This is a genomic window from Streptomyces sp. NPDC048142, assembly GCF_043202835.1.
Lineage (GTDB): Bacteria > Actinomycetota > Actinomycetes > Streptomycetales > Streptomycetaceae > Streptomyces.
The window spans coordinates 1-26,561 of sequence record NZ_JBIDBC010000054.1 but is presented as its reverse complement, the minus strand read 5'-3'; the positions used below and the strand labels follow the sequence as shown (position 1 = coordinate 26,561).

The following is a 26,561-nucleotide window of genomic DNA, read 5'->3' as shown; positions in this document are numbered from 1 at the left end:
GGGGCGCGGGGGGGGGGGGGCGGGGGGGCGCCCCCCCCCCACCCCCCCCCCCTCCCCCCCCGGCCGGGGGGGGCGGGGCGGGGGCGCGGGCCCCCCCCCCCGCCCCGCCCGGCCCCCCCCCCCACGACGCTGTCCCGGCCGGGGCACAACACGAGGAAGACGTGAACCGGTCGCGCACCGGGGCGGCCGGGAGAGCAGAATCGGGTACGGACCGGGGTGATCGTTTCCCCGGTGCGCCGGGCCCGTCTCCCCACGGGCCGGCCGACGACGAGGACGTACGAGGAGACCCGATGGCGCACGAACGGGCCGGGCAGCCGGCGCAGTCGAAAGACCTGGTCGACGTGGCACGGCTGGTGACGGCCTATTACGCCCTTCACCCCGACCCGGCCGAGCCCGCCCAGCGGGTGGCCTTCGGCACCTCGGGCCACCGGGGCTCCGCGTTCGCGGCCGCGTTCAACGAGGACCACATCGCCGCCACCACCCAGGCGATCTGCGACTACCGCACCCGCCAGGGCACCGACGGACCCCTGTTCCTCGGCGCCGACACCCACGCCCTGTCCGAACCCGCCCGGATCACCGCCCTGGAGGTGCTCGCCGCCAACGGGGCCACCGTCCTCATCGACAGCGACGACGGCTACACCCCGACCCCCGCCGTCTCGCACGCCATCCTCACCTACAACCGGGGACGCGCCGAGCACCTGGCCGACGGCATCGTGGTCACCCCGTCCCACAACCCGCCCGCCGACGGCGGCTTCAAGTACAACCCGCCGAACGGGGGACCGGCCGCATCCGACGCCACCTCCTGGATCCAGGACCGGGCGAACGCTCTGATCGAGGCCGGACTCGGAGAGGTCCGCCGGATCACGTACGCCCGCGCCCTGGCCGCCGACACCACCCGCCGGCACGACTTCCTGACCGCGTACGTCGACGACCTGCCCTCCGTCCTCGACCTCGACGCCGTACGGGACGCGGGCATCCGCATCGGCGCCGACCCCCTCGGCGGCGCGTCCGTCGCCTACTGGGGGCGGATCGCGGAACGGCACCGGATCGACCTCACCGTGGTCAACCCGCTCGCCGACCCCACCTGGCGGTTCATGACGCTGGACTGGGACGGCAGGATCCGGATGGACTGCTCGTCCCCGCACGCCATGGCCTCGCTGATCGAACAGCGCGACGCGTACGCCATCGCCACCGGGAACGACGCGGACGCCGACCGCCACGGCATCGTCACCCCCGACGGCGGTCTGATGAACCCCAACCACTATCTGGCCGTAGCCATCGACTACCTCTACACCCACCGTGACGCCTGGGCCGCCGGTACCGGCATCGGCAAGACCCTGGTCTCCTCGTCGATGATCGACCGGGTCGCCCACGACCTCGGCCGCACCCTGGTGGAAGTCCCCGTCGGCTTCAAGTGGTTCGTCGACGGACTCCACGACGGCAGTCTCGGCTTCGGCGGCGAGGAGTCCGCCGGGGCCTCCTTCCTGCGCCGCGACGGCCAGGTCTGGACCACGGACAAGGACGGCATTCTGCTGGCCCTCCTCGCCTCCGAGATCACCGCCGTCACCGGATCCACCCCCTCCCAGCACTACGCGCGGCTCGCCGCCCGCTTCGGCGACCCGGCGTACGCCCGCATCGACGCACCCGCCACCCGCGAGGAGAAGGCCGTCCTGGCCCGGCTCTCCCCGCAGCAGGTCAAGGCCGGCACCCTGGCCGGGGAACGCGTCACCGCCGTGCTCACCGAGGCCCCCGGCAACGGGGCGCCGATCGGCGGGCTCAAGGTCTGCACCGACAGTGCCTGGTTCGCCGCCCGCCCCTCGGGCACCGAGGACGTCTACAAGGTGTACGCGGAGAGCTTCCAGGGCCCCGGCCACCTCGCCCAGGTCCAGGAGGAGGCTCGGGCACTCGTCTCCGAAGCACTGGGCGGCGCATAGCGGTCGGGCGGCCCGGGGGCGGCCCGACGGCTGCGGCGAATCGACCCCTCCTGCGCTTCATGGCCCGCCTCCACCGGCCCCGCCGCACCGCGCTCGCGTCGCCGTCGTACTCCGCCACCGCCCCGCGCCGGTCCGCAGGCGACCGAAAACGCAGAGGGGCCCTCCGTCCGGGGGCCCCTCGGTCCGTATCCGCTCAGCGCGCCGACGCGTTCAGACGGACGTTCCCGCATCGCCCCCATGGGACGCGCCGCCCCGGAACGCGCCTCCGCGGAAGGCGCCGAGGATCTCCTCGGCCGCCAGCGTCGCCGTCAACGTGCCCTCCCGTACCCGCTGTTCGAGCTCCGGCGCGAGCTTCCGCACCTCCGGGTGGCTGTGCAGACTGTCCAGCAGCTCGTCGCGGACCATCGTCCACGTCCAGTCCACCTGCTGGTCCCGGCGCTTGGCCGCCAGCCAGCCGTTCGACTCCAGGACCGTACGGTGCTGCTCCAGCCGCTCCCACAGGGTGTCCAGGCCGAGCGACTCGCGCGCGCTGCACGTGAGCACCGGCGGCGTCCAGGCCGCGTCCGCCGGATGCATCAGCCGTAGCGCACCCGCCAGTTCACGCGCCGCCGAGCGGGCGTCGCGCTCGTGCGGGCCGTCGGCCTTGTTCACCGCGATGGCGTCCGCCAGCTCCAGGACGCCCTTCTTGATGCCCTGCAACTGGTCACCGGTACGGGCCAGGGTCAGCAGCAGGAACGTGTCGACCATGTTGGCCACCGCCGTCTCCGACTGCCCGACGCCCACCGTCTCCACCAGCACCACGTCGTACCCCGCCGCCTCCATCACCACGATGGACTCCCGGGTCGCCTTGGCCACCCCGCCCAGCGTGCCCGCCGTGGGGGAGGGGCGGACGAAGGCGGCCGGGTCCACCGCGAGGCGTTCCATCCGGGTCTTGTCGCCCAGGATGGAGCCGCCCGTACGGCTGGAGGACGGGTCGACCGCCAGCACCGCCACCCGGTGCCCGAGGCCCGTGAGCATCGTGCCGAGCGCGTCGATGAACGTGGACTTGCCCACGCCCGGCACCCCGCTGATGCCGATCCGCCGGGCCGCCCCCGCGTGCGGCAGCAGTCGGCTCAGCAACTGCTGGGCCAGCACCCGGTGTTCGGCCCGCGTCGACTCGACGAGCGTGATCGCGCGGGCCACGAACGCCCGCCTGCCGTCGAGCACTCCCTGGACATAACCGTCGATGTCGATCTTCGCAGCCATCCGGTCAGCGGCTCACAGCTCGTGGCCGAGCGCGGCGCCGAGCCGCGTCACCAGGTCATGGGCCGCGTCCGGGATCACCGTCCCCGGCGGGAAGACCGAGGCGGCGCCCGCCTCGTGAAGGGCCTCGATGTCCTGCGGCGGAATCACCCCGCCCACCACGATCATGATGTCCTCGCGCCCCTCGGCGGCCAGCTCCTCGCGCAGCGCCGGCACCAGGGTCAGGTGCCCCGCCGCCAGCGAGGAGACGCCCACGATGTGCACGTCCGCCTCGACGGCCTGCCGCGCCACCTCGCCCGGCGTCTGGAACAGCGGGCCGACGTCCACGTCGAAGCCCAGGTCGGCGAAGGCCGTGGCGATCACCTTCTGGCCCCGGTCGTGGCCGTCCTGCCCCATCTTGGCGACCAGGATGCGCGGACGGCGGCCCTCCGCCTCCTCGAACGCCTCGACCAGCGCGCGGGTGCGGTCCACCGAAGGGGAGTCCCCTGCCTCGTTGCGGTACACACCGGAGATCGTACGGATCTGCCCGGCGTGCCGCCCGTACACCTTCTCCAGCGCGTCCGAGATCTCCCCGACCGTGGCCATCGCCCGCGCCGCGTCGACCGCCAGCGCCAGCAGATTGCCCTCCAGACCCGGGCCCGGGTCGCGCTCGGCCGCGGCCGTCAGCGCGCGCAGCGCCTCCTGGCACGCCGTCTCGTCGCGCTCCTCGCGCAGCCGGCGCAGCTTCTCGACCTGCTGGGTCCGCACCGAGGAGTTGTCGACCTTGAGCACATCGATCTTCTCGTCGGTCTCCACCCGGTACTTGTTCACCCCGATCACCGGCTGCCGCCCGGAGTCGATCCGCGCCTGCGTGCGCGCGGCGGCCTCCTCGACCCGGAGCTTGGGGATGCCCGCGTCGATGGCCTTCGCCATCCCGCCGGCCGCCTCGACCTCCTCGATGTGCTGCCAGGCCCGGTCCGCGAGGTCGCGCGTCAGCTTCTCCACGTACGCGCTGCCGCCCCACGGGTCGATGACCCGGCAGGTACCGGACTCCTGCTGGAGCAGAAGCTGGGTGTTACGGGCGATCCGCGCCGAGAAGTCGGTGGGCAGCGCCAGCGCCTCGTCCAGCGCGTTGGTGTGCAGCGACTGGGTGTGCCCCTGCGTCGCGGCCATCGCCTCCACACACGTACGCGTCACGTTGTTGAACACGTCCTGCGCGGTCAGCGACCAGCCGGAGGTCTGCGAATGGGTGCGCAGGGAGAGGGACTTGGGGTTCTTCGGGTCGAACTGCTTCACCAGACGGGCCCACAGGAGCCGGGCCGCCCGCAGCTTCGCGACCTCCATGAAGAAGTTCATGCCGATCGCCCAGAAGAACGACAGGCGTGGCGCGAACGCGTCGACGTCCAGGCCCGCTTCACGTCCCGCGCGCAGGTACTCCACTCCGTCGGCCAGCGTGTACGCCAGCTCCAGGTCGGCCGTCGCCCCGGCCTCCTGGATGTGATAGCCGGAGATCGAGATGGAGTTGTAGCGCGGCATCTTCCTTGAGGTGAACGCGAAGATGTCGGAGATGATCCGCATCGAGGGCGATGGCGGATAGATGTAGGTGTTGCGGACCATGAACTCCTTCAGAATGTCGTTCTGAATGGTCCCGGCCAGCTTCTCGGGCGGTACGCCCTGCTCCTCGGCGGCCACGATGTACAGCGCCAGCACGGGGAGCACCGCGCCGTTCATCGTCATCGACACCGACATCCGGTCCAGCGGAATGCCGTCGAACAACTGGCGCATGTCGTAGATCGAGTCGATCGCCACCCCGGCCATGCCGACGTCACCGGTCACCCGGGGGTGGTCGCTGTCGTAGCCCCGGTGGGTCGGCAGGTCGAAGGCGACCGAGAGCCCCTTCTGCCCGGCCGCGAGGTTGCGCCGGTAGAAGGCGTTGGACTCCTCGGCCGTGGAGAAACCGGCGTACTGACGGATCGTCCAGGGCTGGTTGACGTACATCGTCGGGTAGGGCCCGCGCAGATACGGGGCGATGCCCGGGTACGAGTGCAGCGCGTCCAGGCCCTCCAGGTCGTCCCCGGTGTAGAGCGGCTTGACCGTGATGCCCTCGGGCGTCTCCCAGAGCGGGGCCTCGGCGCCGTCGGCCGCCTTGGTCACGGCCGCCTGCCACTCCCCGGCCGAACCGGCGGGCAGTGCGCCGGACGCGAGCGGCACGTCGGAGAAGTCGGGAACGGAGGGTTTCCGATCCGTGGGCGGTGTCGGCATCACGCCACTCCCATGCGGTCGAGTACGGAGGTGAGAACGGCGACCGCGTCGCAGCCCGCGAAGATGAAGCTGTCGACACCGGCGTAATCGCCGGGCCGGCCGGCGAGGAACACCTGTGCCGCTCCCGCCGATCTCAGCGCGCCGGCCACCTGCTCCGCCTGCTCGGCGTACAGCGCGTCCGACGAGCACAGAGCGGCGACCGTCGCGCCGGAGGCGGTCAGCGCGCCGGCCGCCGTCCCCGTGTCCACGGACACCGGATCGTGCACCGCCTCGATCCCGCCCGCTCCGAAGAGGTTGACGGCGAAGGAGACCCGCGCGGTGTGCGCGGCGGCCGGGCCGAGCGCGGCGATGAACACCTTCGGGCGGCTCCCGGTCGCCGCGAGGTGCGCGTCGGAGCGGGCGCGCAGCGCCTCGAACGCCTCGTCCCGGCGGACCCGGGGCAGCCCGCCCGGAGCCCCGGCGTACGCGTCGGCCGCGGGCTCGCGCTCCACCGGGCGCTCGCCCGGCTGCGGGAACTCGCTCACCCCGGTGATCGGCTCCTTGCGGCGGGCCAGCTTCGCACTGCGCGCCGCCCAGGTGGCGGCGAGCCGCTCCGCGACCATTCCGGAGCGCAGCGCGGCGGGCAGCCCGCCCGCCCGCTCGGTCTCCTGGAAGAACACCCAAGCGGCCGCGGCGAGTTCGTCGGTCAGCCGCTCCACGTACCAGGAGCCGCCCGCCGGGTCGATGACCCGGGCCAGGTGCGACTCCTCCATGAGGATCGTCGAGGTGTTACGGGAGATCCGCCGCGCGAACGCGTCCGGCAGGCCCAGCGCGTGATCGAACGGCAGCACCGTCACGGAGTCCGCACCGCCGACGCCCGCGCCGAGCGTGGCCAGCGTGGTGCGCAGCATGTTCACCCACGGGTCGCGGCGCGTCATCATCACCGGCGAGGTGACGGCGTGCTGCCGCTGGGCTCCGGCGGCGGGAGCACCGGAGGCCTCGGCGACCCGTGCCCACAGCCGGCGCGCCGCACGCAGCTTGGCGATGGTCAGGAACTGGTCGGCGGTGGCCGCGTAACGGAACTCCAGCTGTCCGCAGGCCGCCTCGACGCTCATTCCGGCACCGGTCAGCGCCCGCAGATAGGCGACGCCGGTGGCCAGGGAGAGCCCCAGCTCCTCGCCGGCCGAACCGCCCGCCTCGTGGTACGGCAGCGCGTCCACGGCCACGGCCCGCAGGCCCGGGTACTCCGCGTCGCACCGCAGCGCCCAGCGCACTGCGGGGGCGAGGTCCGCCTCGACGCCCGTCCGGGCCTCGTGGCCGAGCGGGTCGGCGCCCAGCGTGCCGCGTGCTTCGCTCCTGGCGACGCCCCGTTCCTCGTACAGCCGCAGCAGCTCGGCCGCGGCGGCGTCCAGGTCGGCAGGGGCGTCGAGGGCGATGGGAGCGAGGTCGAGATAGACGCCGTCCAGCGCGCGGGCGAGCCCGTCGACGGGGACGCCCGCCGGACCGCCCACCGTGAGCCAGAGCGAGGTGACCCCGTTCTCCAGGTCGCCGAGCACCGCCTCGTTCAGCCGGGCGGGGTCGGTCAGGGTAGGGCGTTGGCGCACGTCCCAGCCGCCGGCCGCGTTCCCCTCGGCCCTGCTGCCCCGGGTGAAGGGGGCGAAGCCGGGAAAGCCGGTGTCCGGCGACTCGTCGTGGGCGGTGTAGAGGGGGCGGGTGGTGAGCCCGTCCTCCAGTGTGGTGGACAGCGCTTCCTCAGCGGCCGAGCCCGAGACTTCCTTGCCCGACTTGCGCAGTACGCCTTCGACGAGGCTCTGCCACTGGTCATGGGAGGGGTCGGGGAACGCGGCGGCCGGAGAGAGCCCGTCAGCAGGCTGGACCGTCATGCTCAGATGCTAGGCCAGTGCGCCGAACCAGCAGCAGGGGCACATGCTGTGACCTTGCCCTCTTGGATATGTACTTGATCCTTTACATACAGTCGCGTAACCGGCGTGACGGACGGACCGTCGGCAACACGGCGGTCCTCGACATCGGTATGAATCGGGACAGTGGTGCATATTATGTGCGAAGTTTCCTGATTTCTTATGTCATCCCTGGAATGCCGTATCCACCCCGGAGCCCCTGCGGCCGCCGGGATACGGAGAGGACACGACCGTGGCCGTCGGACCTGTGGAGTACCTCGTCATCGCCTTCCCCGGCAGTCGCTTCACCGGGTCGCTCGTCCCCGCCCTCGCCGACGCCGTGTCGTGCGGAGCCGTACGGGCCGGTGATCTGGCCTTCGTCCGCCGGGCCGAGGGGGGCGTGCTGGCCCCGGCGGAACTGCGGGAGCTGGACCCCGAGGGGGCGGTTCCCGCGGATACGGGGGAGGGCGGGGCGGCGCCGGTGCTGAGCGCGGAGGACGTCGACGGGCTCGACGGGAGCGTGCCGGCGGGCGATGTCGTGGCGATCGTCGTCCGGGAAGACCTGTGGACCACGCAGCTCGCCCGTACGGCCCGCGAGGCGGGCGGCACGTTCGTCGCGCACGAGCGCCTCGGCACCGGCGGTGCCGCTGGGTCCGGTGAGTCCGGTGAGTCCGGTGAGGAAGGCGCCGCGGGGGACGACATCATCACCCGGCTGGAGCGGCTCGCCGAACTGTGGAAGCGGGATGTCCTCACCAACGCCGAGTTCGTGGAGCAGAAGACGAAACTGCTGTCGGACTGATGTCCTGCCGGTGTCCCGGGGTGCCGCCCGACGTTTTCCGGTGGTGCTTTCCCCGCCGCGTGCGACGTTGATCCTGATATGTGGAATTCCTGGAATTCATCGGGGAAAGAGGCAGCTCATCGTGCAGACCGCCCGGACCGTTCCGGCCGCCACCGTTGTCAATCTGCGCGACCTGGGCGGCATCGCCCTGGGCCGTGACCGTCGGGTGCGGCAGGGCGTCCTGTTCCGCTCGGGTCAGCTGAGCGAGCTCGACCCGGAGAGCGACCGGGCGGTGTCCGCACTCGGCATCCGCACCGTCGTGGACCTGCGCACCGCCGACGAACGCCGGTGGGCCCCGGACCGGCTCCCGGACCGGGCCAGGCTCTTCGTCGCCGATGTGCTCGGCGACCAGCCGGGCGTGGCGCCCGCCCGGCTGCGGTCCCTGCTCGCCGACCCGGTCGAGGCGGAGCGGACGCTGGGGGGCGGCCGGGCCGAGGAACTGTTCGCCGAGACCTACCGGAAGATGGTCCTCTCGCCCGGCGCCGCGGCTGCCTACCGCGCTTTCCTGGAGACGGCCGCCGACCCCGGTGCGCGCCCGGTGCTCTTCCACTGCACGGCGGGCAAGGACCGTACCGGCTGGGCCTCGGCCGTCCTGCTGATGATCCTGGGAGCGGCCCGCGCGACGGTGCGGTCGGACTTCCTCGCGGTCAATCCCGCCGTACGGGCCGCCTTCGCCCCGCACGTGGCGAAGTTCCTGGACAGCGGGGGCGCCCCCGCCGTCGCCGCGGCGATCATCGAGGTCCGCCCCCGTTACCTGGATGTGGCGCTCGACGCCATGGACGAGCGCTGGGGCGGTCTTGACGGCTATGTGCGCAACGGGCTGCGCGTGCCCGACGCCGCACTGGACCGGCTGCGGGACGGACTGGTGATCCGCGGCTGAACTCGGGCACCCCGGATCCCCCGTTCGAGGCTGGCGCCCTCCGGCGGAAGGCTCCGAGCGACGCTCTGTGTAGGCTCGAATGAGTCGGGTCGGCGAACAGGTCGGAGGGGCACGCGATGACGGAGCGCAAACCACCGGGAGTCAGTTTCGAATCCTGGGTCGACCGGCAGATCCACGAGGCGGAACAGCGCGGAGACTTCTCCGCGCTCCCGGGCTTCGGCAAGCCGATCGCCGGTCTGGAACGGCCGTACGACGAGGCCTGGTGGATCAAGCAGAAGATGCAGCGGGAAGGCGTGTCGATGCTGCCGCCCGCGCTCGCCCTGCGCAAAGAGGCGGAAGACGTCCCCGGCGCGGTCTCCGCGGCCCGCACCGAGGCCGAGGTGCGGCGCATCCTCACCGAGGTGAACGAGAAGATCGAACGGGCCGTCCGGATGCCTCCCGAGGGCCCGCCGCTGAACCTCAAGCCCTTCGACGTGGACGGGACCGTCCGCCGCTGGCGCGAGGAACGCCGCCCGTCCTGAGCTGTCGCCACCGTGCCGCATACTCGCCGTATGGGATCGGGCAGGGCAGGGCGACGGCGCGGGAGCGGCCCACGGCGCCCCGACGTGGTGGTCCGCCGTGCCGCGCCGGGCGACGCCGGGCGCCTGACCCGGCTGGTCCGCACCTCACGCGCCTACGAGGGCCCGTACGCACCGATGGTCCAGGGCTACCGGATCGGACCGGACTACATCGAGACGCACCGGGTCTTCGTCGCCGCCGACAGCGATACGGGCCAGGTCCTCGGCTTCTACGCACTGCTGCTCGACCCGCCGGAACTGGACCTGATGTTCGTCGCCGACTCCGCCCAGGGGCTCGGCATCGGCCGACTGCTCATCACCCATCTGCGTGAAGAGGCGCGGAGCGCCGGCCTCATGGGCGTCCGGATCGTTTCCCACCCGCCCGCCGAGGGCTTCTACCTGAGCATCGGCGCCGAACCCGTCGGCACGGTCCGGGCCGCCCCGCCGGCCGTGCTGTGGGACCGCCCCGAGCTGCTGCTCCGCACCGGCTGAGGGGCGCTGTGCCGGGCACGACCGGAGCCCGGACGCGGTGCGCGGCCGGGCTCCGGGACAGGGACGGGGACGGGGTGCTGCCGGTGGTGATCAGCCGCCGTACGGGCGGGTGATCAGCTCCATGCCATGACCGCTCGGATCGGGGAAGTACACGCCCCGACCGCCGTCGTTGTGGTTGATCTCGCCGGGGAGCTTCTGATGGGGATCGGCGTAGAAGTCGATTCCCAGCTCCTGGATCTTCGCGAACGCGGTGTCGAACTCCGCCTCCGAGATGAGGAAGGCGTAGTGCTGCGGGGTGATCGAAGCGGCGGGAATCGTCGCGAAATCCAGTGTGACGCTGTTCGCGAGAACGACCGGAATGAACGGCCCCCACTCCTCTCCGACCGTCAGGCCCAGCAGATCCGCCAGAAATTCGGCGGACTCGCGGTTGTCCCGGCAATGGACGATGGTGTGGTTCAACTCGACTGACACGGTGGAATGCCTCCAACGGGCATCTCACGGGCTACCTCCACGCCCCACCCGGCCGGTGACCGACGCGCGATGCCCTGCGGTGATCATAGGCGGGCCGCGCGCACCGGTCCACGGGCATCCGCCCGTGGCCGCGGGAACCCGTGGGATCCGGCCATCGGCACGCCGTCAGCCCCGCACTGGGGCCCTCAAGGAGCAATGGAGGCCACGTGACACCCAGCAGAGGCCGTAAGGAGACCCGGGAGGAGCGGGCGGACCGGCAGTGGTCCGAACTCCTCCAGGAGCTGCGCGTCACACAGACCGGGGTGCAGATCCTCTTCGGCTTCCTGCTCGCGGTGGTCTTCCAGTCGCGGTTCGAGGAACTGGGGGACACCGACCGGAACATCTACGTCCTCACGGTCATGCTGGGTTCGGCGACCGCGGCGGCGCTCGTCGGCCCCGTGTCGTACCACCGGCTCCTCACCGGCCGACGGATGAAGCCCGAGACGGTCGTCTGGGCGTCCAGGATGACCGTTCTCGGCCTGGTGCTGCTCTTCTGCACGATGTGCTCGGCGCTTCTGCTGATCCTGCGCGTCGCCCTGCACAGCCGAATGGCGCTGTGGCTGGTCGGCGCGATGGCCCTGTGGTTCCTGGTCTGCTGGTTCGTCTTCCCGGTGTGGGCCCGTACCCGAGGACGCTCCGTCCGCCGGGAGGAGGAAGGCGAGGAGGAAGGCGAGAAGGAGGGCGAGAAGGAGGGCGAGAAGACGCCGCCCGCCCGGGGGGCGGGCGGCGACGGGGCCTCGTAGACCCCGTCAGGCCGGGCTGCGCACATCGGTCACCGCGAACAGGGCGCCGTCCGGATCCCGCAGTGCGACCTCGGTTCCCTCGAAGCCGGTGCGCTCCTCGACGAGGGCGCCGCCGTGGAGCCCGGCCGCGGAGACCGTCGCCCCGAGGTCCGCCACCGGGAACTGAACCTGCCAGTGCGGGCGTACCAGCGGGTCGGCCGCGGCCTCCACGGCTCCGGAGCTGATCCGGGCCAGTGGATGCCCCTCGCACCGCACGATGACCTCTTCGCCCTCGTACGCCACATCGCAGCAGCCCGGCCGCCCGCTCGCCCAGTCGAGTACCTCGCCGTAGAAGATCGCCGCGTCGAAGGCGTTCCGGGTCCGCAGCCGCAGCCAGGCGTGCGCATGGCCGGCCGGGGCCGGCGGCGAGGTGGTGGGTCCGGTGTGCTCCCAGAGGCCGAAGGACGCCCCGTCCCGGTCCGATGCCAGCACCCCGCGCCCCTTGCCGAGCGTCAGCGGTCCCACCGCCACGGTCCCGCTGCGCTCGCGGACCCGGGCGGCGGCCACGTCCGCGTCCTCCACCGCGAAGTACGGCGTCCAGGCCACCGCGACCCGGTACGCCGACGAGACGGCGAAGACACCGGCCACCGGCACCTCGTCGCGGTAGGCCACGGAGAAGTCAGCCCCGAGCCGCCCGGGGCGGAACGACCAGCCGAGGACCTGTGTGTAGAACCGCTCGGAGGCCGCCAGGTCCCGGGTCATGAGGGTGACCCAGCACGGTGCGGCCGGCCCCGTCAGCGGTGCCGCCGATGAGGCCGTACGGGGATCGCTTCCGGTCATGGTCCACTGCCTTCTTCGGTGAGCGGCGTCCTGCCCGGCCGCTGCGGTCCAGCAACCAGCGTCGACCTGCCCGCCCGGTCCCGCAACGCGGGCCCCGGGTCACAGCCCGGCGCGCGGCGGGGCGTTCGTGATGTCGAGGAAGACCTGGTCGGCCTGCGGCCACCGGTCGGCCACCGCCTCCCTGATACGCATCGAGACCTCCTCCACCCGCTCGCTGTCGATCCCGGGCGCGAGGTCGATACGGGCGTCCAGAGCCCCGGGCTTCTCGCCGCGCGCCTGGTGCAGGGCCCGCGTCAGGGACGTGGCCTCGGCGGCCGTATCCGAACGGATGACGGGCGTCGGCGGGGCGGCGGCTGCGCCGGAGCGCGGCGAGGAGGAAGACCTCGTTGAGGCTGTCGGCGACCGAGTGGGCGGCCTCGGACAGCAGGGCCGGGGAGCCGGAGGCCGGCCCGCCCACGCTCTTGGCCGCCGCGATCACGAGGTTGGCCGCGAGCGCCACCAGTACCGTGAGACGGGTACGTCGGTCGGCGGCCGGGCCGGCCATCACAACCTCCTGAGCAGAGGGGGCCGGCGCGACGTCCCCCGGGGGACGGGCCGGTCAGCCGCGCGGCCGCTCCTCGTCGGGCGGCAGCGGCCCGTTGCCGTGGTCCTTCAGCTCGTACGGCGACAGGGCATGGCCGTCCTCGGGGAACTGGTCGGAGGAATGCGGGTCGTGCTGCTCGACGTGGGTGCGCCGCTCGGGCCTCTCCGGCTGCTCATCGGGCTGGGGCGGCGGCGGCTCGGCGTCGTGCTTGCGCTTGCTGAGGATGAAGCCGCCGATCAGCAGGGCGACGACGGCCAGCGCCACGACGCCCAGGAAGATCCCGAGGGCCCCCGGGCCGTTCGCGAGCGGGACCACGGAGGCCGCCTCGACGGCATCGACTGCATGCAGAACGTCCATGTAATGCGCATACCCCGAGAGGAGGGCGTCAGTCGGCTATTCACATTAATTCATGTTTTATGGGTATCTCACGGGAAACGCGTTTCAGGACCGTGGGTCAGGACAGCCCTCCTGCCCGCCCTCCAGTAGCTCCAGGCCTCTTTCGGGTGCTTCCCGTGTCGCCGTCGGCCGGATGCGGGGTCAGCCTGGAGTGGTCCGGAAGGCCGGTACCCCAGCGGAAGGAACCACGGTGAACAGCACCCCCGAGCAGAGCGGCGAGGAGCACCCGGCGGGCCGGGAGGTGGTGGTCTCCCTCAGTAGCTGCGACACACAGGACGCGCGGACCGTGTTCGACGTGCTCGCCACCGCCTTCGCCTCGGACCATCCGGTGGGTGAGACCCCCGCGCAGGTCTCCGGCCCCCGCCCGACCGTCTGGGTCACCACCGTCGACGTGCTCGAACCGAGGGCGGAGGCCACCCCCGCCCGCCTCACCGCACCGGTGACGGTGGACGCCCAGGGCGGCTACTGGGCCGTCGACCGGCTACGGACCCACCTCACCGGCGCCTTCGCGGTGAGCGTCGTCGGCACGGCCGCCGGAGACCAGGAGGAGGAGGTCAGACTGCGGCTGGAGAGCCGCTGACGGCCCGCACACCGGAACCGGCACGGACGGTCCCCTGTTGCGCGTCCGGCGTACGCGGCGCACCCTAATGAGTGACCCAGAAGTGATCAGTGCTCACGCTTCGTGTTCGGGGTCGTTCGTACGACGGGGTGAAAGGTACGACGGGGTGAAGCGCGTGGGCCTCGTGGTGAGGAGCCTCGACGATGACCGTTCCACTCGACCGGCACTACTCGGTCGAACTGCAGGTGTCGGCAGAGCGCGTTCCCCAGCTGCGGCGGATCGTCGCCGCACACCTTCGTCACTGGAGTCTCGACCTGCACGTCCGGCCGGTGTGCCGGGCCCTGGACGAGCTCCTGACCAACGTCCACCGGCATGTCGGCGACGGCAACAGGAGCGTCCTCGAACTCCGCTGGACCGGACGGCACGTGACCGTGTCCGTCGCGGACAACAGCGCCCGGATGCCCCGGTTGCTGCCGGCCGGCGGCGGGCTGAGCCGGGTCATGGCCCTGAGCGACAGCTGGGGCACCTGCCGGACCACGGACGGCAAGGTGGTCTGGTTCACCCGCTACGCCGAGGCGCCGCAGCCCGCGGGTCTGGTCCCGTACGCCCCGCTGCCAGGCGTCCGCACCGCCCGCCGCACCCCCCTCGCGGCGCTCGTGTGACCACCGGGAAGGGCAGCCCGCACGCCCGGCCGACACGGATTGTGCCCCCCCGGCACGCAGGATCCGCGTCGGCCGGGTGCGTGCTGGGGGAGGGAGGGCCGCGTTGCGCGGACCGGTGCGGCGCGGCACGGTCGGAATACCGATGCAAGGAGGCCACTGCCATGCCCATCGCGACGGTCAACCCCGCGAACGGCGAACTGATCCGGTCCTTCGAGGCCCTCGGTGAGGAGGAGACCGAACGCAGGATCGCCGCCGCCGCGGACACCTTCCGCCAGTACCGCACCACGCCCTTCGAGCAGCGGGCTGCCTGGCTGAACCGGGCCGCCGACCTCCTCGACGAGGACCGCGACAGCGTCGCCCGCACGATGACCGTCGAGATGGGCAAACCCGTCACGGCGGCCCGCGCGGAGGCGGCCAAATGCGCGAAGGCGATGCGCTGGTACGCCGCCCACGCCGAGAGCCTCCTCGCCGACGAACACCCGGACCCCGAGGACGTGAAGGACTCCGGCGCCTCCCGCGCGCTGGTCCGCTACCGCCCGCTCGGCGTGGTCCTCGCCGTGATGCCGTGGAACTTCCCGCTCTGGCAGGTGGTGCGCTTCGCCGCCCCCGCGTTGATGGCCGGCAACACCGGACTCCTCAAGCACGCGTCGAACGTCCCGCAGACCGCCCTCTACCTGGAGGACCTCTTCCACCGGGCGGGATTCCCGGCGGGCTGCTTCCGTACGCTCCTGATCGGCTCCGGCGCCGTCGAGGCGGTCCTGCGCGACCCCCGCGTCGTCGCCGCCACCCTCACCGGCAGCGAACCGGCGGGGCGCGCCGTCGCCGCCACCGCCGGCGACGAGGTGAAGAAGACCGTGCTGGAACTCGGCGGCAGCGACGCGTATCTCGTCCTGCCATCGGCGGACGTGGAGAAGGCCGCCGCCACCGCCGTCACCGCCCGCGTCCAGAACAACGGCCAGTCCTGCATCGCCGCGAAGCGCTTCATCGTGCACGCCGACGTGTACGACACGTTCGCCGGGCACTTCACCGCCGGCATGCGCGCCCTGACCGTCGGCGACCCGCTGGAGGACGCCACCGACATCGGCCCGCTCTCCACCGAGCAGGGCCGCACCGACCTGGAGGAACTCGTCGACGACGCCGTCGAACGGGGTGCCTGGGTGCTGTGCGGCGGACGCCGCCCCGAGCAGCTCGGCGACGCTCTGGCGAACGGCTGGTTCTACGAGCCCACCGTGCTCGCCGGCATCACCACCGCCATGCGTGTCCACCACGAGGAGACCTTCGGCCCGGTCGCCACCCTCTACCGGGTCGCCGACCTCGACGAGGCGATCCACCTGGCCAACGACACCCCCTTCGGCCTCAGCTCCAACGTGTGGACCCGCGACCCGGGCGAGCAGGAACGCTGCGCCCGCGACCTGGAGGCCGGCGGGGTCTTCTTCAACGGGATGACCGCCTCGCACCCCGCGCTGCCCTTCGGCGGGATCAAGCGCTCCGGTTACGGACGTGAACTCGCCGGACACGGCATCCGCGAGTTCTGCAACGCCACCACGCTCTGGTACGGCCCCGAGGCGTCCTGACACCGGCCCCGCCCGTGTGCCGTCACCCGACGAGGAGACCTGCCCCGTGAGCGACACCCCCACCCCCTCCGCTCCGTCCGACGAGGAGCTCGCCGCGCTCGACGCCCACTGGCGCGCGGCCAACTACCTCGCCGTCGGCCAGATCTACCTGATGGCCAACCCCCTGCTGACCCGGCCGCTCGTCCCCGAGGACATCAAGCCCCGGCTGCTCGGCCACTGGGGCACCTCGCCGGGCCTCAACCTCGTCCACACCCACCTCAACCGCGTGATCAAGGCCCGCGACCTGAGCGCCCTGTGCGTCTGGGGCCCCGGTCACGGCGGACCCGCCGTCCTCGCCAACTCCTGGCTGGAGGGCAGCTACACCGAGACCTACCCGGACGTCGGCCGGGATGCCGAGGGCATGGGACTTCTCTTCAAACAGTTCTCGTTCCCCGGCGGCGTGCCCAGCCACGCCGCCCCCGAGACCCCCGGCTCCATCCACGAGGGCGGCGAACTCGGCTACGCCCTCGCTCACGCCTACGGTGCCGCCTTCGACCACCCGGACCTGTTGGTGGCCTGCGTGGTCGGCGACGGCGAGGCCGAGACAGGGCCGCTCGCCGCGTCCTGGCACGCCAACAAATTCCTCGACCCGGTCCACGACGGGGCCGTCCTGCCGGTCCTCCACCTCAACGGCTACAAGATCGCCAACCCGACGGTTCTCGCCCGGATCCCCGAGGACGAGCTCGACCAGCTGCTGCGCGGCTACGGGCACGACCCCCTGTACGTCACCGGCGACACCCCGGACACCGTCCACCGGGCGCTGGCCGCCGCCATGGACACCGCCCTGGACCGCATCGGCACGTACCAGCGGGCGGCCCGCGAGGACGGCGTGACCCAACGCCCCCGCTGGCCCGTGATCGTGCTGCGCACCCCCAAGGGCTGGACCGGCCCCGAGGAGGTCGACGGACTGCCCGTCGAGAACACCTGGCGCTCCCACCAGGTCCCGCTCTCCGGCGTCCGCGACCACCCGGAGCACCTGCGGCAGCTGGAGGCCTGGCTGCGCTCCTACCGGCCCGGGGAACTCTTCGACGCGGAGGGCCGCCCCACCGAACAGGTCCTCGCCTGCGTGCCCGAGGGCGAGGCCCGGCTCGGCTCCACCCCGTACGCCAACGGCGGGCTGCTCCTGCGCGACCTCCCCCTGCCCGACCCGGCGGACCACGGCGTACGGGTCGACAAGCCCGGCACCGCGCTCCACGAGCCCACCAAGGTGCTCGGCGGCCTCCTGGAGAGCGTCATGGCCGCCACCGCCGGCCGCAGGGACTTCCGGGTGGTCGGCCCCGACGAGACCGCCTCCAACCGGCTGGACGCCCTCTACGGGGCCACCGGCAAGGCATGGCAGGGCGAGCGGCTCCCCACCGACGAACACCTCTCCCACGACGGCCGGGTGATGGAGGTGCTGTCCGAACACCTCTGCCAGGGCTGGCTGGAGGGCTATCTCCTCACCGGACGGCACGGGCTCTTCTCCAGTTACGAGGCGTTCGCCCACATCGTCGACTCCATGGTCAACCAGCACATCAAGTGGCTGCGCACCTCGCGCCGGCTGCCCTGGCGGCGGCCCGTCGCCTCGCTCAACTACCTGCTCACCTCGCACGTCTGGCGCCAGGTCCACAACGGCTTCTCCCACCAGGACCCCGGCTTCGTCGACCACATCCTCAACAAGAGCCCCGAGGTCGTGCGCGTCTACCTCCCGCCGGACACCAACACCCTGCTCTCCGTGGCCGACCACGCGCTGCGCAGCCGGGACCACGTCAACGTCATCGTCGCCGGCAAACAGCCGACCTTCGACTGGCTCACCCCGCAGGAGGCCCGCGCCCACTGCGCGCGCGGAGCCGGAGCCTGGGAGTGGGCCGGGACCGAGGACCGCGGCCGGGACCCGGACGCGGTCCTCGCCTGCGCCGGGGACGTGCCCACCCAGGAGACGCTGGCCGCCGCCGACCTGATCCGCCGTCACCTGCCGGAGCTGGCCGTGCGTGTGGTCAACGTCGTCGACATCGCCCGCATGATGCCCGGCTCCGAGCACCCGCACGGCATGCCGGACGCCGAGTACGACGCCCTGTTCACCCGCGACAAGCCGGTGATCTTCGCGTACCACGGCTATCCCTGGCTGATCCACCGGCTCGCCTACCGCCGCACCGGCCACGCCCACCTGCATGTGCGCGGCTACCAGGAGGAAGGCACCACGACCACGCCGTTCGACATGGTCGTACGCAACGACCTCGACCGCTACCGGCTGGTCATGGACGTCATCGACCGGGTGCCCGGCCTCGGCGTCCGGGCCGTCGCCGTACGCCAGGAGATGGCCGACGTCCGCACCCGCCACCACGCCTGGATCCGCGAGCACGGCACGGACCTGCCGGAGGTCGTGGACTGGAAGTGGGGCGGCTGACGGCGTCGGTCACCGGGCCCTGATCCCGCCGACGGGGCGATGAGCGATCATGGGCGGCGACCCGAGACCCACCGGAGGGCCGCCATGAAGCTGCGCTGTGCCGTGATCGAGGACTTCCAGTCCGTGGCCACCACCGTCGTCGACTGGTCACCCGTGACCGCCGACGTCGAGGTCGTGACGTTCACCGAGCACCTCGCCACCGAGGACGAGGCGGCCGCAGCCCTGGCCGGCTTCGACATCGTGGTGACCCTGCGCGAGAGGGTGCCCTTCCCGGCGGAACTGTTCGCCCGGCTGCCCCGGCTGCGGTTGCTGATCGCCTCCGGAATGCGCAACTCCGTCATCGACTTCGACGCCGCGCAACGGCACGGCGTCGTCGTCTGCGGTACCGCCAGCTCCGCCACCCCGCCCGTCGAGCACACCTGGGCGCTGCTGCTGGGCCTGGCGCGCGGGATCGTCCCCGAGGCGGAGGCCCTGCGTACGGGCGGGCCCTGGCAGTCCACCCTCGGAGCCGATCTGCACGGCCGGCGGCTCGGTCTGCTGGGGCTCGGGAAGATCGGCGGCCGGGTGGCGCGGGTGGGCCTGGCCTTCGGCATGGACGTCCTGGCCTGGAGCCAGAACCTCACGAAGGAACGTACCGACGAGGTCGGGGCGACCCTGGCCGCCTCCAAGGAAGAACTGCTGGCCACCAGCGACTTCGTCTCCGTCCACCTGGCGCTCGGCGAACGGACCCGGGGCCTGGTCGGCGCGGCCGAACTCGCCCGGATGCGCCCGACCGCCTACCTGATCAACACCTCCAGGGCGGCCGTCGTCGACACGGACGCCCTGCTCGCCGCCCTGCACGCCGGGGCCATCGCCGGGGCCGCTACGGATGTGTTCGACAGCGAGCCGCTCCCGGCCGGCCACCCGGTGCGCACCGCCCCGCGTCTGCTGGCCACCCCGCACCTGGGCTATGTGTCACGCGCCAACTACGAGACCTACTACGGCCAGGCCGTGGAGAACATCAGGGCGTTCCTCGACGGGGAGCCGGTCCGCCGCCTGGGCTGACGGCGGAGCCGGGGGAGCCCTTCCGGGCCCCTGGCCGGGGGCTCCGGCCGCCGGCTTCGTCAGTAGCGCAGCGCCGCCGCGATCCGGCCGTGGTCCGCCAGCGAACCGTCCTCGACGAACGCCACGTCGGCGCCGCTGTCCAGTGCCGCTTCGACCAGTTCGTCGACGATGTCCTCACGGACCGTGCCGTCGGCGGTCTGCGTGCGCCCCTCGGGCACCGGCTCCAGATGCTCGTCGCTCACCTGCACGGCCGCCTGGAAGTGCTCCTCCACCGCGACCAGAGCCGCCCGGCCCTCCCGGACGGCGGCCCACACCTCGTCGAGACCCCCGGCGAAGGAGTGCGCGCCCCGGGCGTGGTCGAGCCGGGTCTCCACCTCCGCGGCCGCCAGGCGCGCACCCTCGTCGAGGGCGGGCCGCAGCTCCCTGAGAACCTCGGCGGACGACAGATCGGCCGGCGCTCCCTTGGCGACCCGGGCGACGGCGGACCCGGAGCCCGCCCCGACCGCGTCCAGCAGAGCGAGCGCGGGGGCCAGGCCCATCAGGTAGAGCGGGCGCGGATCCGCCGCGACCACCGCGCGCAGTTTCTCGTCGACCGTACGGAAGAAGTTCCGGGTCTCCTCGTCGGTGAAGGTGCTCGGGGTGTCCCCGATCCGCTCCTCGCGCTGCGGGTTGGGCGGCTCCTTCGACGCGGTCAGCGGGAAGCCGTCCGCCTCCTCCGGCCGGATGCCTTCGCCCGTGCCGGTCCACAGCGTGGCGTGGTCGGCGGCGACGGTCAGCGCCCGGAACGTACGTGTCTGAGCCTTGGCCGCGACGAGGTTGCGGGTGAGGAAGGTGTCGCTGAGCACCACCCGTTCGGGTGCGGTACGCGGAAGCTGCCAGATCCAGTACGCGTCGGTGGTGGCCAGGAGCACCAGGGAGTCCAGCGCCCGGCGCGGGTCCACCTCGCCCGCCGCCCGCTCCAGCCGGTCCTGGAGGGCGGCCCGGACCTCGCGGCTGACCTGCGGGTCGGCGTCGAGGCGGTGCCCGGCCTCGGCCACCAGATTCCGCAGGCGGACCGGGTCCTGGGCGTTGTCGGGGGCCTTGCGGTGGGTCGGCATGGTCAGGGACAGGGCCGGATAGGGCCGGGTCGCCCGCAGCTCCCGCAACAGGTCGGCGGTCAGGGCGTCCGTATCCATCGTTCCCTCCCGGGGCTCGAACCCGCTCCCGTATGAAGCGGATGCTTCGACGAGTCAATTCATACCTTTTGATCCTAATATGAGCGAGTTGTTGCCCTGGAGTGCGGGAGGTCGCGATTCCACGCCCACGGTCCGGAAGTTCCGCACGCCTCCCTTTCCGCACCCGGATCCCCCTTTTCCGTACCCGGATCCCCCTCTCCTGGATTGGACGGACCGTCCGTGAAAGCGAACCTCCCCGCCCGCCGGGCGCGCGGCCATCTCGCCGCCCGCGCCCCGGCCCCCCTCGCGGCCTCGGTGTCCGCCGAGTCCGAACGCGTGCGGCAGAAGGCGGCCGAACGGCCGGACGAGGTCGAGGGCCGGGGTGACACCGTCGTCGTCGGCATCGAGGGCGCGCCGCCGGACCGCGCGGTCACCGCTCGGGCCGACAGCCGCCGGACCGCCGGGGTGAAGACCGTCCCCCGGGTCGCCCGGACCGAGCGCGGCTGAGGGGGCGCGGGCCATGAGCGCCGCCGACGCGGTGACCGACTCGCTCCAGAATCTGCGCGCACAGTTCGTCTCCGTACGGGAGGGGAAACCGGCCGACTACATCCCCCAGCTGGCCCTCGCCGACCCCGACGCCTTCGGGCTCGCGCTGGTCAGCATGGACGGACACCGCTACAGCGCGGGCGAGGCCGAGGTCCCCTTCACCCTCCAGTCCGTCTCCAAACCGTTCGTCTACGCCCTCGCGCTCTCCCTCCTCGGCCTCGACGAGGTGGGCCGGTGGGTGGGCGCCGAGCCGAGCGGCGAGGCGTTCAACGCCATCAGCCTCGAACCCGGTACGGGCAGGCCGGCCAACGCCATGGTCAACGCCGGCGCGATCGTCACCACCGCCCTGATCCTCGACGCCCCGGACGAACCCGCCTTCGACCGGATCCTGCACTGCCTCGGCCGCTTCGCCGGGCGTGAACTCGACGTCGACGACGAGGTGTTCAGCTCCGAGTCGGTGACCGGGGACCGCAACCGGGCGCTGGCGTACCTGATCCGCTCCACCGGCACCATGCCCGTCGACCCGGTCCTGGCGGTCGACCGCTACTTCCGCCAGTGCGCGATCCGCGTCAACGCCGTCGACCTCGCGACGATGGCCGCGACGCTCGCCTACGGCGGCGTGAACCCGGTCACCGGCGAGCGGGTCGTCTCCGCCGAGGTCGCCGCCCAGGTCCTCGCCGTCATGGCGACCTGCGGCATGTACGACGGCTCCGGCGAATGGCTGCTGCGCGTCGGGCTGCCCGCCAAGAGCGGGGTGTCCGGCGGCCTCATCGCGGTGGGCCCCGCCCGCTTCGGACTCGCCACGTACAGCCCGCCGCTGGACACCACCGGCAGTTCGGTACGCGGCCACGCCGCTCTCGAGGCGCTCTCGCGGCGCTACGGGCTCCACCTCATGCTCAACCCGGCGCTCCCGGGCTCCACCGTCACCCTCGTCACGACCGCGGACGATCTGCCGTCGGCGCCCTCGGCCGCACACGAACGGGTCCTCCACGAACAGGTCGGCGTCGTCGTCGCCCAGGGGTCCATCGACTTCACGGCCGCCGAACGCGTGCTGTACGCCCTGGACGAGTCCGGGCCGGACGGCGGCTCGGTGGTGCTCGACCTGCACGACGTCACGTCCGTCGACTCCGTGGCCCTGGCGATGCTGCACACCGGGCTGGCCCGGCTGGCCGCCGACGGGCGGCGCGCGGCGGTCGTCGATCCGAAGGATCTGCTGGGCCCGCCCGACCTCGTACGGGAGCGGACCGGCCAGGACCTGCCGCGCTACGCCACCCGTGAGAGTGCCGTCGAAGGCTGCGCGCGGGCCCTGGCCGGGGAGGGCTGATCCGGGACTTCCGGGCGGATCGGGCCTACCAGATGGCCCCGACCCACTCGGGGTGGTCGATGAACGGGTTCCGGTTGTGCTGGAAGCGGTCGAATATGACGTCGTTGCGGCGCTTCTCGAAGGCGTCCGGCGGGTCCTCCTGGCTCCACCGCTTCAGAACGGACAGCCTGCCCATCCTCGGCGCCGACCCGTTGTTCACCCGGTCGTTGGGTTCGAGATCGGCGAAGGCGTCGTTGCCCTCGTAGCGCACCGCCATGTAGAGGATCATGCGGGCGACGTCGCCCTTGACCGCGTCGCGCGGCTCGAAGGAGTCACCGTCGGTGAAGTTGCCCGGTGCGTTGCCCAGTTCGCTCCCGCCGTTGTCGAAGTCCTTGTTGCCGCGCGCGGAGTTGACCTGGACGTCGGTGGGCCGCAGATGGTGGACATCGGTGCCCGGACCTGTCGTCGTGCCGAAGTCGCCGTGCGACTTGGCCCAGACGTGCTCCCGGTTCCAATCGCCCACGTTGCCGCCGTTGTCGTTCTTGGACCGGGAGCGCCCGGTGTACAGCAGGACGACGTTGGAGGAGTTGGCGGGATCCTCGTCGGTGGCCCTGAGGGCGTTCCACACCTGGCTGTAGGAGAGCTTGGTCTGGTCGCGGATGATCGTGTGCAGGGCGGCTTTCAGCTCGGCGCCGGTCTTGCCGAGCGCGTCCTGGTAGTACGTGTCGTCGAGGGTGGCGGTGGTGGTGGTGTGAGCGTCGGGCGAGGCGGCCGCGGGGGTCGCGGCCGCGGTGCCGGCGAGTACGGTGACGGCCGCTGCCGCGGCCAGCAGCGGACGCGCGTAGAACGAATGACGACGGGACATGTGGGGGTGTCCTCTCCGAATCGCGGACGTGCCGGGGGCCCTGGGTGGGGGCGCCCCGGCGGCGGCCGTGCGGTAGGTGGTCGGTCAGGAGCCTTCCCCACGCGTCGTGCCCTGTGGTGAACGCTGTGTATCTATCATGTGCAGGTCAAGAATCAGGTTGGGGGAAATCTTCTCGGGCGGCCGTGAGCCCCGGCGGCCCAAGGCCTCCGGAGGCGGACGCGGCGTCCCCGCCCGGCGCTGTCCGGCGGCCCGGTCGCGCAGGGTCCGGGCCGAGGCGAAGCCTGCCGGAGGGAGCGATGGGAGCTCATCGGATGCGGCCGGGTCCGCGGGGGGCGAGAATTGCCGCAAGGACGAGGAGGCGGCATGAGCGAAGAGCCCGAATCCGTAACCGCGGCCGTATCCGGGCCGGGGGGCGTCACGCCCGACCGGCTCCTGCACACGGGCGCGAGCGACCGGCCGAGCGCGGAGGACCTGGTGCTGGCCTCCGGGCGGGACCTGACGCCCCGGACCCTGGAATGGGCGCGGCGCAAGCTGGCCGCCGAGGGGCGGTCGGCCATCGACAAGCAGTTGCCCTGACGGCCCCGTGGGGCCTGCGGGAGCACCCGGCGGGCGGTGCGCGGAGCCGTACGCCCGGGTGAAGGCGGCCCAGGGGCCGGGGAGCGTGTGGGGCGCCCCCGGTTCCCTCGGCTAGCCTGAGTGACATATGAACCGTTTGACGACCTCACAGGGCGCTTTCGAGCTGGCCCGCTACCCCGACCACCCGCGCGACCCCTTCCGGGCGTGGGACGCCGCCGACGAATACCTGCTCCGGCAGCTGACGGACTCCGAGGCGGGCCCGGTCGACCTCTCGGGGACGGTCGCCGTCGTCGGAGACCGGTGGGGGGCGCTCGCCACCGCGCTGGCCGCGCACCGGCCCGTCCAGATCAGCGACTCCTGCCTGGCCCGGCGCGCCACCCTCGCCAACCTCGACCGCAACGGTCTCGACCAGGACGCGGTCCGGCTGCTGTCCTCGCGCGACACCCCGCCGGACCGGATCGACGTCCTGATCGTCCGGGTGCCCAAGTCCCTGGCGTTCCTGGAGGACCAGCTCCACCGGATCGCCCCCGCCGTCCACTCCGGCACCGTGATCATCGGCACCGGCATGGTCAAGGAGATCCACACCTCCACGCTCAAACTCTTCGAGCGGATCATCGGCCCGACGCGCACCTCCCTCGCGGTGCGCAAGGCGCGGCTCATCTTCTGCACCCCGGACCCCGCGCTGCCGCGTACGCCGAGCCCGTGGCCGTACCGCTACGAGCTGCCCGCCGACGTGGGACCCGTCTCCGGCCTGGCCACCGTCAACCACGCGGGGATCTTCTGCGCCGAGCGCCTGGACATCGGCACCCGCTTCTTCCTGAAGCACCTGCCCACCCGTGGCGGGGCCGTCCGGGTCGTCGACCTGGGCTGCGGCAACGGCGTCCTCGGGCTCTCCGCCGCCATTGCCAACCCCGAGGCGCACGTCACCTTCGTCGACGAGTCCTACGGGGCGGTCGCCTCGGCCGAGGAGACCTTCCGGACCGGCGCACCGGACGGCGCGAAGGCCGACTTCCTGGTCGGCGACGGTCTCGGGGACCTCGATCCGGGCAGCGTGGACCTGGTGCTGAACAACCCGCCCTTCCACTCGCACCTCGCCACCACCGACGCGACCGCCCGCACGATGTTCGCCGGGGCACGGACCGTCCTGCGCCAGGGCGGCGAACTCTGGGTCGTGGGCAACCGGCACCTCTCGTACCACGTTCACCTGCGGCGGATCTTCGGGAACTGCACCACGGTCGCGGGCGACGCGAAGTTCGTGGTCCTGCGCGCGGTCAAGCGCTGACCGAGAGCGGCGCCCCCCGGCGCCGCTCACCGGGCCGTTCGCCCAGCCGCTCATCGGGCCGGGCGCGACTGTCGTACGTTCTTCGGCCCTTCCGGATTCTTGCAACACGTTCTACTGTGTGCGCCGCCGCACACGGACGACGCCGAAGCGAGACTCTGGAGGGGCCGTGCACCTCGCATACACGCCTGAGCAGCAGCGGCTGCGCACCGAACTGCGCACCTACTTCGCGACCCTGGTGCCCGACAACGCCCGCGCCCGCTACGCGGAACCCGCGGCCCAGAAGCGCTTCTACCGCGATACGGTCCGCAGGCTCGGCTCCGACGGCTGGCTGGGGGTCGGCTGGCCGAAGGAGTACGGCGGCCGGGGACTGACCCCGATGGAACAGTTCATCTTCTTCGACGAGGCCGCCCAGGCCGGCGTACCGCTGCCGCTGATGGCCCTGAACACCGTCGGGCCCACGATCATGCGGTTCGGCACCGACGAGCAGAAGGCCCACTTCCTGCCCGGAATCCTGGCCGGGGAGATCGACTTCGCGATCGGCTACAGCGAACCGGAGGCGGGCACCGACCTCGCCGCTCTCCAGACGCGCGCCGTCCGCGACGGGGACGAGTACGTCGTCGACGGACAGAAGATCTGGACCACCAACGGCGACACCGCCGACTGGGTCTGGCTCGCCGTCCGCACCGACCCCGACGCCCCGCCGCACAAGGGCATCACCATGCTCCTGGTCCCCACGAGCGACCCGGGCTACTCCTGCACCCTGATCAACACCCTCGCCTCGCACGACACGACCGCCAGCTACTACGAGAACATCCGCGTCCCGGTGTCCCGTCGCGTCGGCGAGGAGAACAAGGGCTGGCGGCTCATCACCAACCAGCTCAACCACGAACGCGTCACCCTCGCCGCCCACGGCACGATGGCGATCCGCGCCCTGCACAACGTCCAGCGCTGGGCCGCCGACACCAAGCTCGCCGACGGCCGCCGGGTCATCGACCTCGGCTGGGTCCGCGCCCTGCTCGCCCGCACCCATACCCGCCTCGACGCGATGAAGCTGCTCAACTGGCAGATGGTCGCCGCCCTCCAGGACGGCACCCTCACGCCCCAGGACGCCTCGGCGGTCAAGGTCCACGGCTCCGAGACCCGCCGGGACGCCTACGCCTGGCTGATGGAGATCGTCGGCTCCGGGGGCGCGCTGAAGGAGGGCTCGGCCGGTGCGGTGCTCCACGGCGAACTGGAACGCGGCTACCGCTCGGCCGTGATCTTCACCTTCGGCGGCGGCAACAACGAGATACAGCGGGAGATCATCTCGTGGATCGGGCTGGGCATGCCGCGGGTGCGGCGGTGAGTGTGTGTGACGAGGCTTTTTAGGGCCTGTATCGAGTCGTGATCAATCTGCGGGATTCGCCCTCGCTTCGGGGGTGGATCGTGTAGTCCGGTGTGCATGACGCGGAGACAGTTG

The 26,561-nt window shown here is 72.2% G+C and carries 24 protein-coding genes and 1 pseudogene; 16 read left to right on the top strand and 9 right to left on the bottom strand.

Translation table 11 applies throughout. From position 1 onward, the window contains the following. The first annotated feature begins 290 nt into the window (after nucleotides 1-290). Entirely contained in the window at nucleotides 291-1,934 is a 1,644-nt protein-coding gene (pgm, locus tag ACGF2Y_RS35305; protein WP_392955862.1) for a phosphoglucomutase (alpha-D-glucose-1,6-bisphosphate-dependent), read from the top strand. A gap of 210 nt (nucleotides 1,935-2,144) precedes the next feature. Here pgm and meaB read toward each other — a convergent pair whose 3' ends face one another. The 3 genes from meaB to ACGF2Y_RS35290 are packed head-to-tail and all read right to left on the bottom strand — an operon-like array spanning nucleotide 2,145 to nucleotide 7,279. Continuing rightward, on the bottom strand, nucleotides 2,145-3,179 hold the full coding sequence (meaB, locus tag ACGF2Y_RS35300; protein ID WP_392955860.1) for a methylmalonyl Co-A mutase-associated GTPase MeaB: 1,035 nt from the start codon (nucleotides 3,177-3,179) through the stop codon (nucleotides 2,145-2,147). Nucleotides 3,180-3,191: 12 nt separating this feature from the next. Next, on the bottom strand, nucleotides 3,192-5,417 hold the full coding sequence (scpA, locus tag ACGF2Y_RS35295) for a methylmalonyl-CoA mutase (protein ID WP_392955859.1): 2,226 nt from the start codon (nucleotides 5,415-5,417) through the stop codon (nucleotides 3,192-3,194). After that, a complete protein-coding gene (locus tag ACGF2Y_RS35290) occupies nucleotides 5,417-7,279 on the bottom strand; it encodes a methylmalonyl-CoA mutase family protein (RefSeq protein WP_392955857.1) in 1,863 nt (620 codons plus the stop codon). Before ACGF2Y_RS35290 ends, scpA begins: the two co-directional genes overlap by 1 nt. A 268-nt stretch (nucleotides 7,280-7,547) precedes the next feature. Between ACGF2Y_RS35290 and ACGF2Y_RS35285 the strand changes: the two genes are divergently transcribed. The 4 genes from ACGF2Y_RS35285 (at nucleotide 7,548) to ACGF2Y_RS35270 (ending at nucleotide 10,061) form a co-directional block, all read left to right on the top strand. Beyond that, nucleotides 7,548-8,093 carry a DUF6325 family protein gene (locus ACGF2Y_RS35285; protein WP_392955855.1) on the top strand — a complete coding sequence of 182 codons (546 nt, stop codon included), beginning with the start codon at nucleotides 7,548-7,550 and terminating at the stop codon, nucleotides 8,091-8,093. Between the two features lie 121 nt (nucleotides 8,094-8,214). Then, complete coding sequence (locus ACGF2Y_RS35280) at nucleotides 8,215-9,012, top strand: tyrosine-protein phosphatase (protein ID WP_392955853.1); 798 nt, start codon at nucleotides 8,215-8,217, stop codon at nucleotides 9,010-9,012. A gap of 116 nt (nucleotides 9,013-9,128) precedes the next feature. Further along, the gene (locus ACGF2Y_RS35275; protein WP_392955851.1) at nucleotides 9,129-9,533 is read left to right on the top strand and encodes a DUF1992 domain-containing protein; all 405 of its coding nucleotides are present in this window, start codon (nucleotides 9,129-9,131) and stop codon (nucleotides 9,531-9,533) included. Nucleotides 9,534-9,563: 30 nt separating this feature from the next. Then, complete coding sequence (locus ACGF2Y_RS35270; protein ID WP_392955850.1) at nucleotides 9,564-10,061, top strand: GNAT family N-acetyltransferase; 498 nt, start codon at nucleotides 9,564-9,566, stop codon at nucleotides 10,059-10,061. Between the two features lie 90 nt (nucleotides 10,062-10,151). On the opposite strand, the gene ACGF2Y_RS35265 is transcribed toward ACGF2Y_RS35270, so the two are convergent. Beyond that, nucleotides 10,152-10,532 carry a VOC family protein gene (locus ACGF2Y_RS35265; protein ID WP_392955848.1) on the bottom strand — a complete coding sequence of 127 codons (381 nt, stop codon included), beginning with the start codon at nucleotides 10,530-10,532 and terminating at the stop codon, nucleotides 10,152-10,154. 206 nt (nucleotides 10,533-10,738) lie between these two features. Here ACGF2Y_RS35265 and ACGF2Y_RS35260 point away from each other — a divergent pair, with 206 nt between their 5' ends. Next, on the top strand, nucleotides 10,739-11,314 hold the full coding sequence (locus tag ACGF2Y_RS35260) for a DUF6328 family protein (protein WP_392955846.1): 576 nt from the start codon (nucleotides 10,739-10,741) through the stop codon (nucleotides 11,312-11,314). A gap of 6 nt (nucleotides 11,315-11,320) precedes the next feature. On the opposite strand, the gene ACGF2Y_RS35255 is transcribed toward ACGF2Y_RS35260, so the two are convergent. From ACGF2Y_RS35255 to ACGF2Y_RS35245, 3 genes and pseudogenes are all read right to left on the bottom strand, one after another. Then, nucleotides 11,321-12,133 (bottom strand): VOC family protein, encoded by an 813-nt coding sequence (locus ACGF2Y_RS35255; protein WP_392955844.1) that lies wholly within the window; start codon nucleotides 12,131-12,133, stop codon nucleotides 11,321-11,323. A 310-nt stretch (nucleotides 12,134-12,443) separates the two neighbouring features. Next, nucleotides 12,444-12,677, bottom strand: a pseudogene (locus tag ACGF2Y_RS35250) (cation diffusion facilitator family transporter); the annotation flags it as partial. Between the two features lie 54 nt (nucleotides 12,678-12,731). Continuing rightward, nucleotides 12,732-13,073, bottom strand: coding sequence for a DUF6479 family protein (locus tag ACGF2Y_RS35245; RefSeq protein WP_392955842.1), 342 nt, complete (start codon nucleotides 13,071-13,073; stop codon nucleotides 12,732-12,734). 229 nt (nucleotides 13,074-13,302) lie between these two features. Here ACGF2Y_RS35245 and ACGF2Y_RS35240 point away from each other — a divergent pair, with 229 nt between their 5' ends. The 5 genes from ACGF2Y_RS35240 (at nucleotide 13,303) to ACGF2Y_RS35220 (ending at nucleotide 19,376) form a co-directional block, all read left to right on the top strand. Further along, nucleotides 13,303-13,692: a hypothetical protein gene (locus ACGF2Y_RS35240; protein WP_392955840.1), complete on the top strand. Its 390-nt coding sequence runs from the start codon at nucleotides 13,303-13,305 to the stop codon at nucleotides 13,690-13,692. Nucleotides 13,693-13,874: 182 nt separating this feature from the next. After that, nucleotides 13,875-14,333 (top strand): ATP-binding protein, encoded by a 459-nt coding sequence (locus tag ACGF2Y_RS35235; RefSeq protein ID WP_392955838.1) that lies wholly within the window; start codon nucleotides 13,875-13,877, stop codon nucleotides 14,331-14,333. A gap of 161 nt (nucleotides 14,334-14,494) precedes the next feature. Continuing rightward, the gene (locus ACGF2Y_RS35230; protein ID WP_392955837.1) at nucleotides 14,495-15,907 is read left to right on the top strand and encodes an NADP-dependent succinic semialdehyde dehydrogenase; all 1,413 of its coding nucleotides are present in this window, start codon (nucleotides 14,495-14,497) and stop codon (nucleotides 15,905-15,907) included. A 46-nt stretch (nucleotides 15,908-15,953) separates the two neighbouring features. Continuing rightward, nucleotides 15,954-18,332: a phosphoketolase gene (locus ACGF2Y_RS35225; protein ID WP_392955836.1), complete on the top strand. Its 2,379-nt coding sequence runs from the start codon at nucleotides 15,954-15,956 to the stop codon at nucleotides 18,330-18,332. 84 nt (nucleotides 18,333-18,416) lie between these two features. After that, nucleotides 18,417-19,376 carry a D-2-hydroxyacid dehydrogenase family protein gene (locus tag ACGF2Y_RS35220; protein ID WP_392955835.1) on the top strand — a complete coding sequence of 320 codons (960 nt, stop codon included), beginning with the start codon at nucleotides 18,417-18,419 and terminating at the stop codon, nucleotides 19,374-19,376. Between the two features lie 59 nt (nucleotides 19,377-19,435). Here ACGF2Y_RS35220 and ACGF2Y_RS35215 read toward each other — a convergent pair whose 3' ends face one another. After that, complete coding sequence (locus tag ACGF2Y_RS35215; protein ID WP_392955832.1) at nucleotides 19,436-20,551, bottom strand: chemotaxis protein; 1,116 nt, start codon at nucleotides 20,549-20,551, stop codon at nucleotides 19,436-19,438. 219 nt (nucleotides 20,552-20,770) lie between these two features. Between ACGF2Y_RS35215 and ACGF2Y_RS35210 the strand changes: the two genes are divergently transcribed. Further along, on the top strand, nucleotides 20,771-21,037 hold the full coding sequence (locus tag ACGF2Y_RS35210) for a hypothetical protein (protein ID WP_392955831.1): 267 nt from the start codon (nucleotides 20,771-20,773) through the stop codon (nucleotides 21,035-21,037). Between the two features lie 13 nt (nucleotides 21,038-21,050). After that, nucleotides 21,051-22,400, top strand: coding sequence for a glutaminase A (gene glsA, locus ACGF2Y_RS35205; protein ID WP_392955829.1), 1,350 nt, complete (start codon nucleotides 21,051-21,053; stop codon nucleotides 22,398-22,400). 25 nt (nucleotides 22,401-22,425) lie between these two features. Here the strand turns inward: glsA and ACGF2Y_RS35200 are convergent, their stop codons facing one another. Next, complete coding sequence (locus tag ACGF2Y_RS35200) at nucleotides 22,426-23,244, bottom strand: endonuclease I family protein (protein WP_392955828.1); 819 nt, start codon at nucleotides 23,242-23,244, stop codon at nucleotides 22,426-22,428. 363 nt (nucleotides 23,245-23,607) lie between these two features. Between ACGF2Y_RS35200 and ACGF2Y_RS35195 the strand changes: the two genes are divergently transcribed. From ACGF2Y_RS35195 to ACGF2Y_RS35185, 3 genes are all read left to right on the top strand, one after another. Beyond that, complete coding sequence (locus ACGF2Y_RS35195; protein WP_392955826.1) at nucleotides 23,608-23,820, top strand: hypothetical protein; 213 nt, start codon at nucleotides 23,608-23,610, stop codon at nucleotides 23,818-23,820. A 127-nt stretch (nucleotides 23,821-23,947) separates the two neighbouring features. Further along, entirely contained in the window at nucleotides 23,948-25,102 is a 1,155-nt protein-coding gene (locus ACGF2Y_RS35190; protein ID WP_392955824.1) for a methyltransferase, read from the top strand. A 166-nt stretch (nucleotides 25,103-25,268) separates the two neighbouring features. Further along, on the top strand, nucleotides 25,269-26,447 hold the full coding sequence (locus tag ACGF2Y_RS35185) for an acyl-CoA dehydrogenase family protein (RefSeq protein ID WP_392955822.1): 1,179 nt from the start codon (nucleotides 25,269-25,271) through the stop codon (nucleotides 26,445-26,447). Nucleotides 26,448-26,561: the final 114 nt, after the last annotated feature.

Excerpts from the sequence above, each read along its gene's own strand:
- glsA (WP_392955829.1), top strand. The coding sequence starts at position 21,051 with ATGAGCGCCGCCGACGCGGTGACCGACTCGCTCCAGAATCTGCGCGCA.
- pgm (WP_392955862.1), top strand. The coding sequence starts at position 291 with ATGGCGCACGAACGGGCCGGGCAGCCGGCGCAGTCGAAAGACCTGGTC.
- ACGF2Y_RS35200 (WP_392955828.1), bottom strand. The coding sequence starts at position 23,244 with ATGTCCCGTCGTCATTCGTTCTACGCGCGTCCGCTGCTGGCCGCGGCA.
- ACGF2Y_RS35235 (WP_392955838.1), top strand. The coding sequence starts at position 13,875 with ATGACCGTTCCACTCGACCGGCACTACTCGGTCGAACTGCAGGTGTCG.
- ACGF2Y_RS35255 (WP_392955844.1), bottom strand. The coding sequence starts at position 12,133 with ATGACCGGAAGCGATCCCCGTACGGCCTCATCGGCGGCACCGCTGACG.
- ACGF2Y_RS35270 (WP_392955850.1), top strand. The coding sequence starts at position 9,564 with ATGGGATCGGGCAGGGCAGGGCGACGGCGCGGGAGCGGCCCACGGCGC.
- ACGF2Y_RS35230 (WP_392955837.1), top strand. The coding sequence starts at position 14,495 with ATGCCCATCGCGACGGTCAACCCCGCGAACGGCGAACTGATCCGGTCC.
- ACGF2Y_RS35220 (WP_392955835.1), top strand. The coding sequence starts at position 18,417 with ATGAAGCTGCGCTGTGCCGTGATCGAGGACTTCCAGTCCGTGGCCACC.
- ACGF2Y_RS35275 (WP_392955851.1), top strand. The coding sequence starts at position 9,129 with ATGACGGAGCGCAAACCACCGGGAGTCAGTTTCGAATCCTGGGTCGAC.
- scpA (WP_392955859.1), bottom strand. The coding sequence starts at position 5,417 with ATGCCGACACCGCCCACGGATCGGAAACCCTCCGTTCCCGACTTCTCC.
- ACGF2Y_RS35195 (WP_392955826.1), top strand. The coding sequence starts at position 23,608 with ATGAGCGAAGAGCCCGAATCCGTAACCGCGGCCGTATCCGGGCCGGGG.
- ACGF2Y_RS35215 (WP_392955832.1), bottom strand. The coding sequence starts at position 20,551 with ATGGATACGGACGCCCTGACCGCCGACCTGTTGCGGGAGCTGCGGGCG.
- ACGF2Y_RS35290 (WP_392955857.1), bottom strand. The coding sequence starts at position 7,279 with ATGACGGTCCAGCCTGCTGACGGGCTCTCTCCGGCCGCCGCGTTCCCC.
- meaB (WP_392955860.1), bottom strand. The coding sequence starts at position 3,179 with ATGGCTGCGAAGATCGACATCGACGGTTATGTCCAGGGAGTGCTCGAC.
- ACGF2Y_RS35245 (WP_392955842.1), bottom strand. The coding sequence starts at position 13,073 with ATGGACGTTCTGCATGCAGTCGATGCCGTCGAGGCGGCCTCCGTGGTC.
- ACGF2Y_RS35190 (WP_392955824.1), top strand. The coding sequence starts at position 23,948 with ATGAACCGTTTGACGACCTCACAGGGCGCTTTCGAGCTGGCCCGCTAC.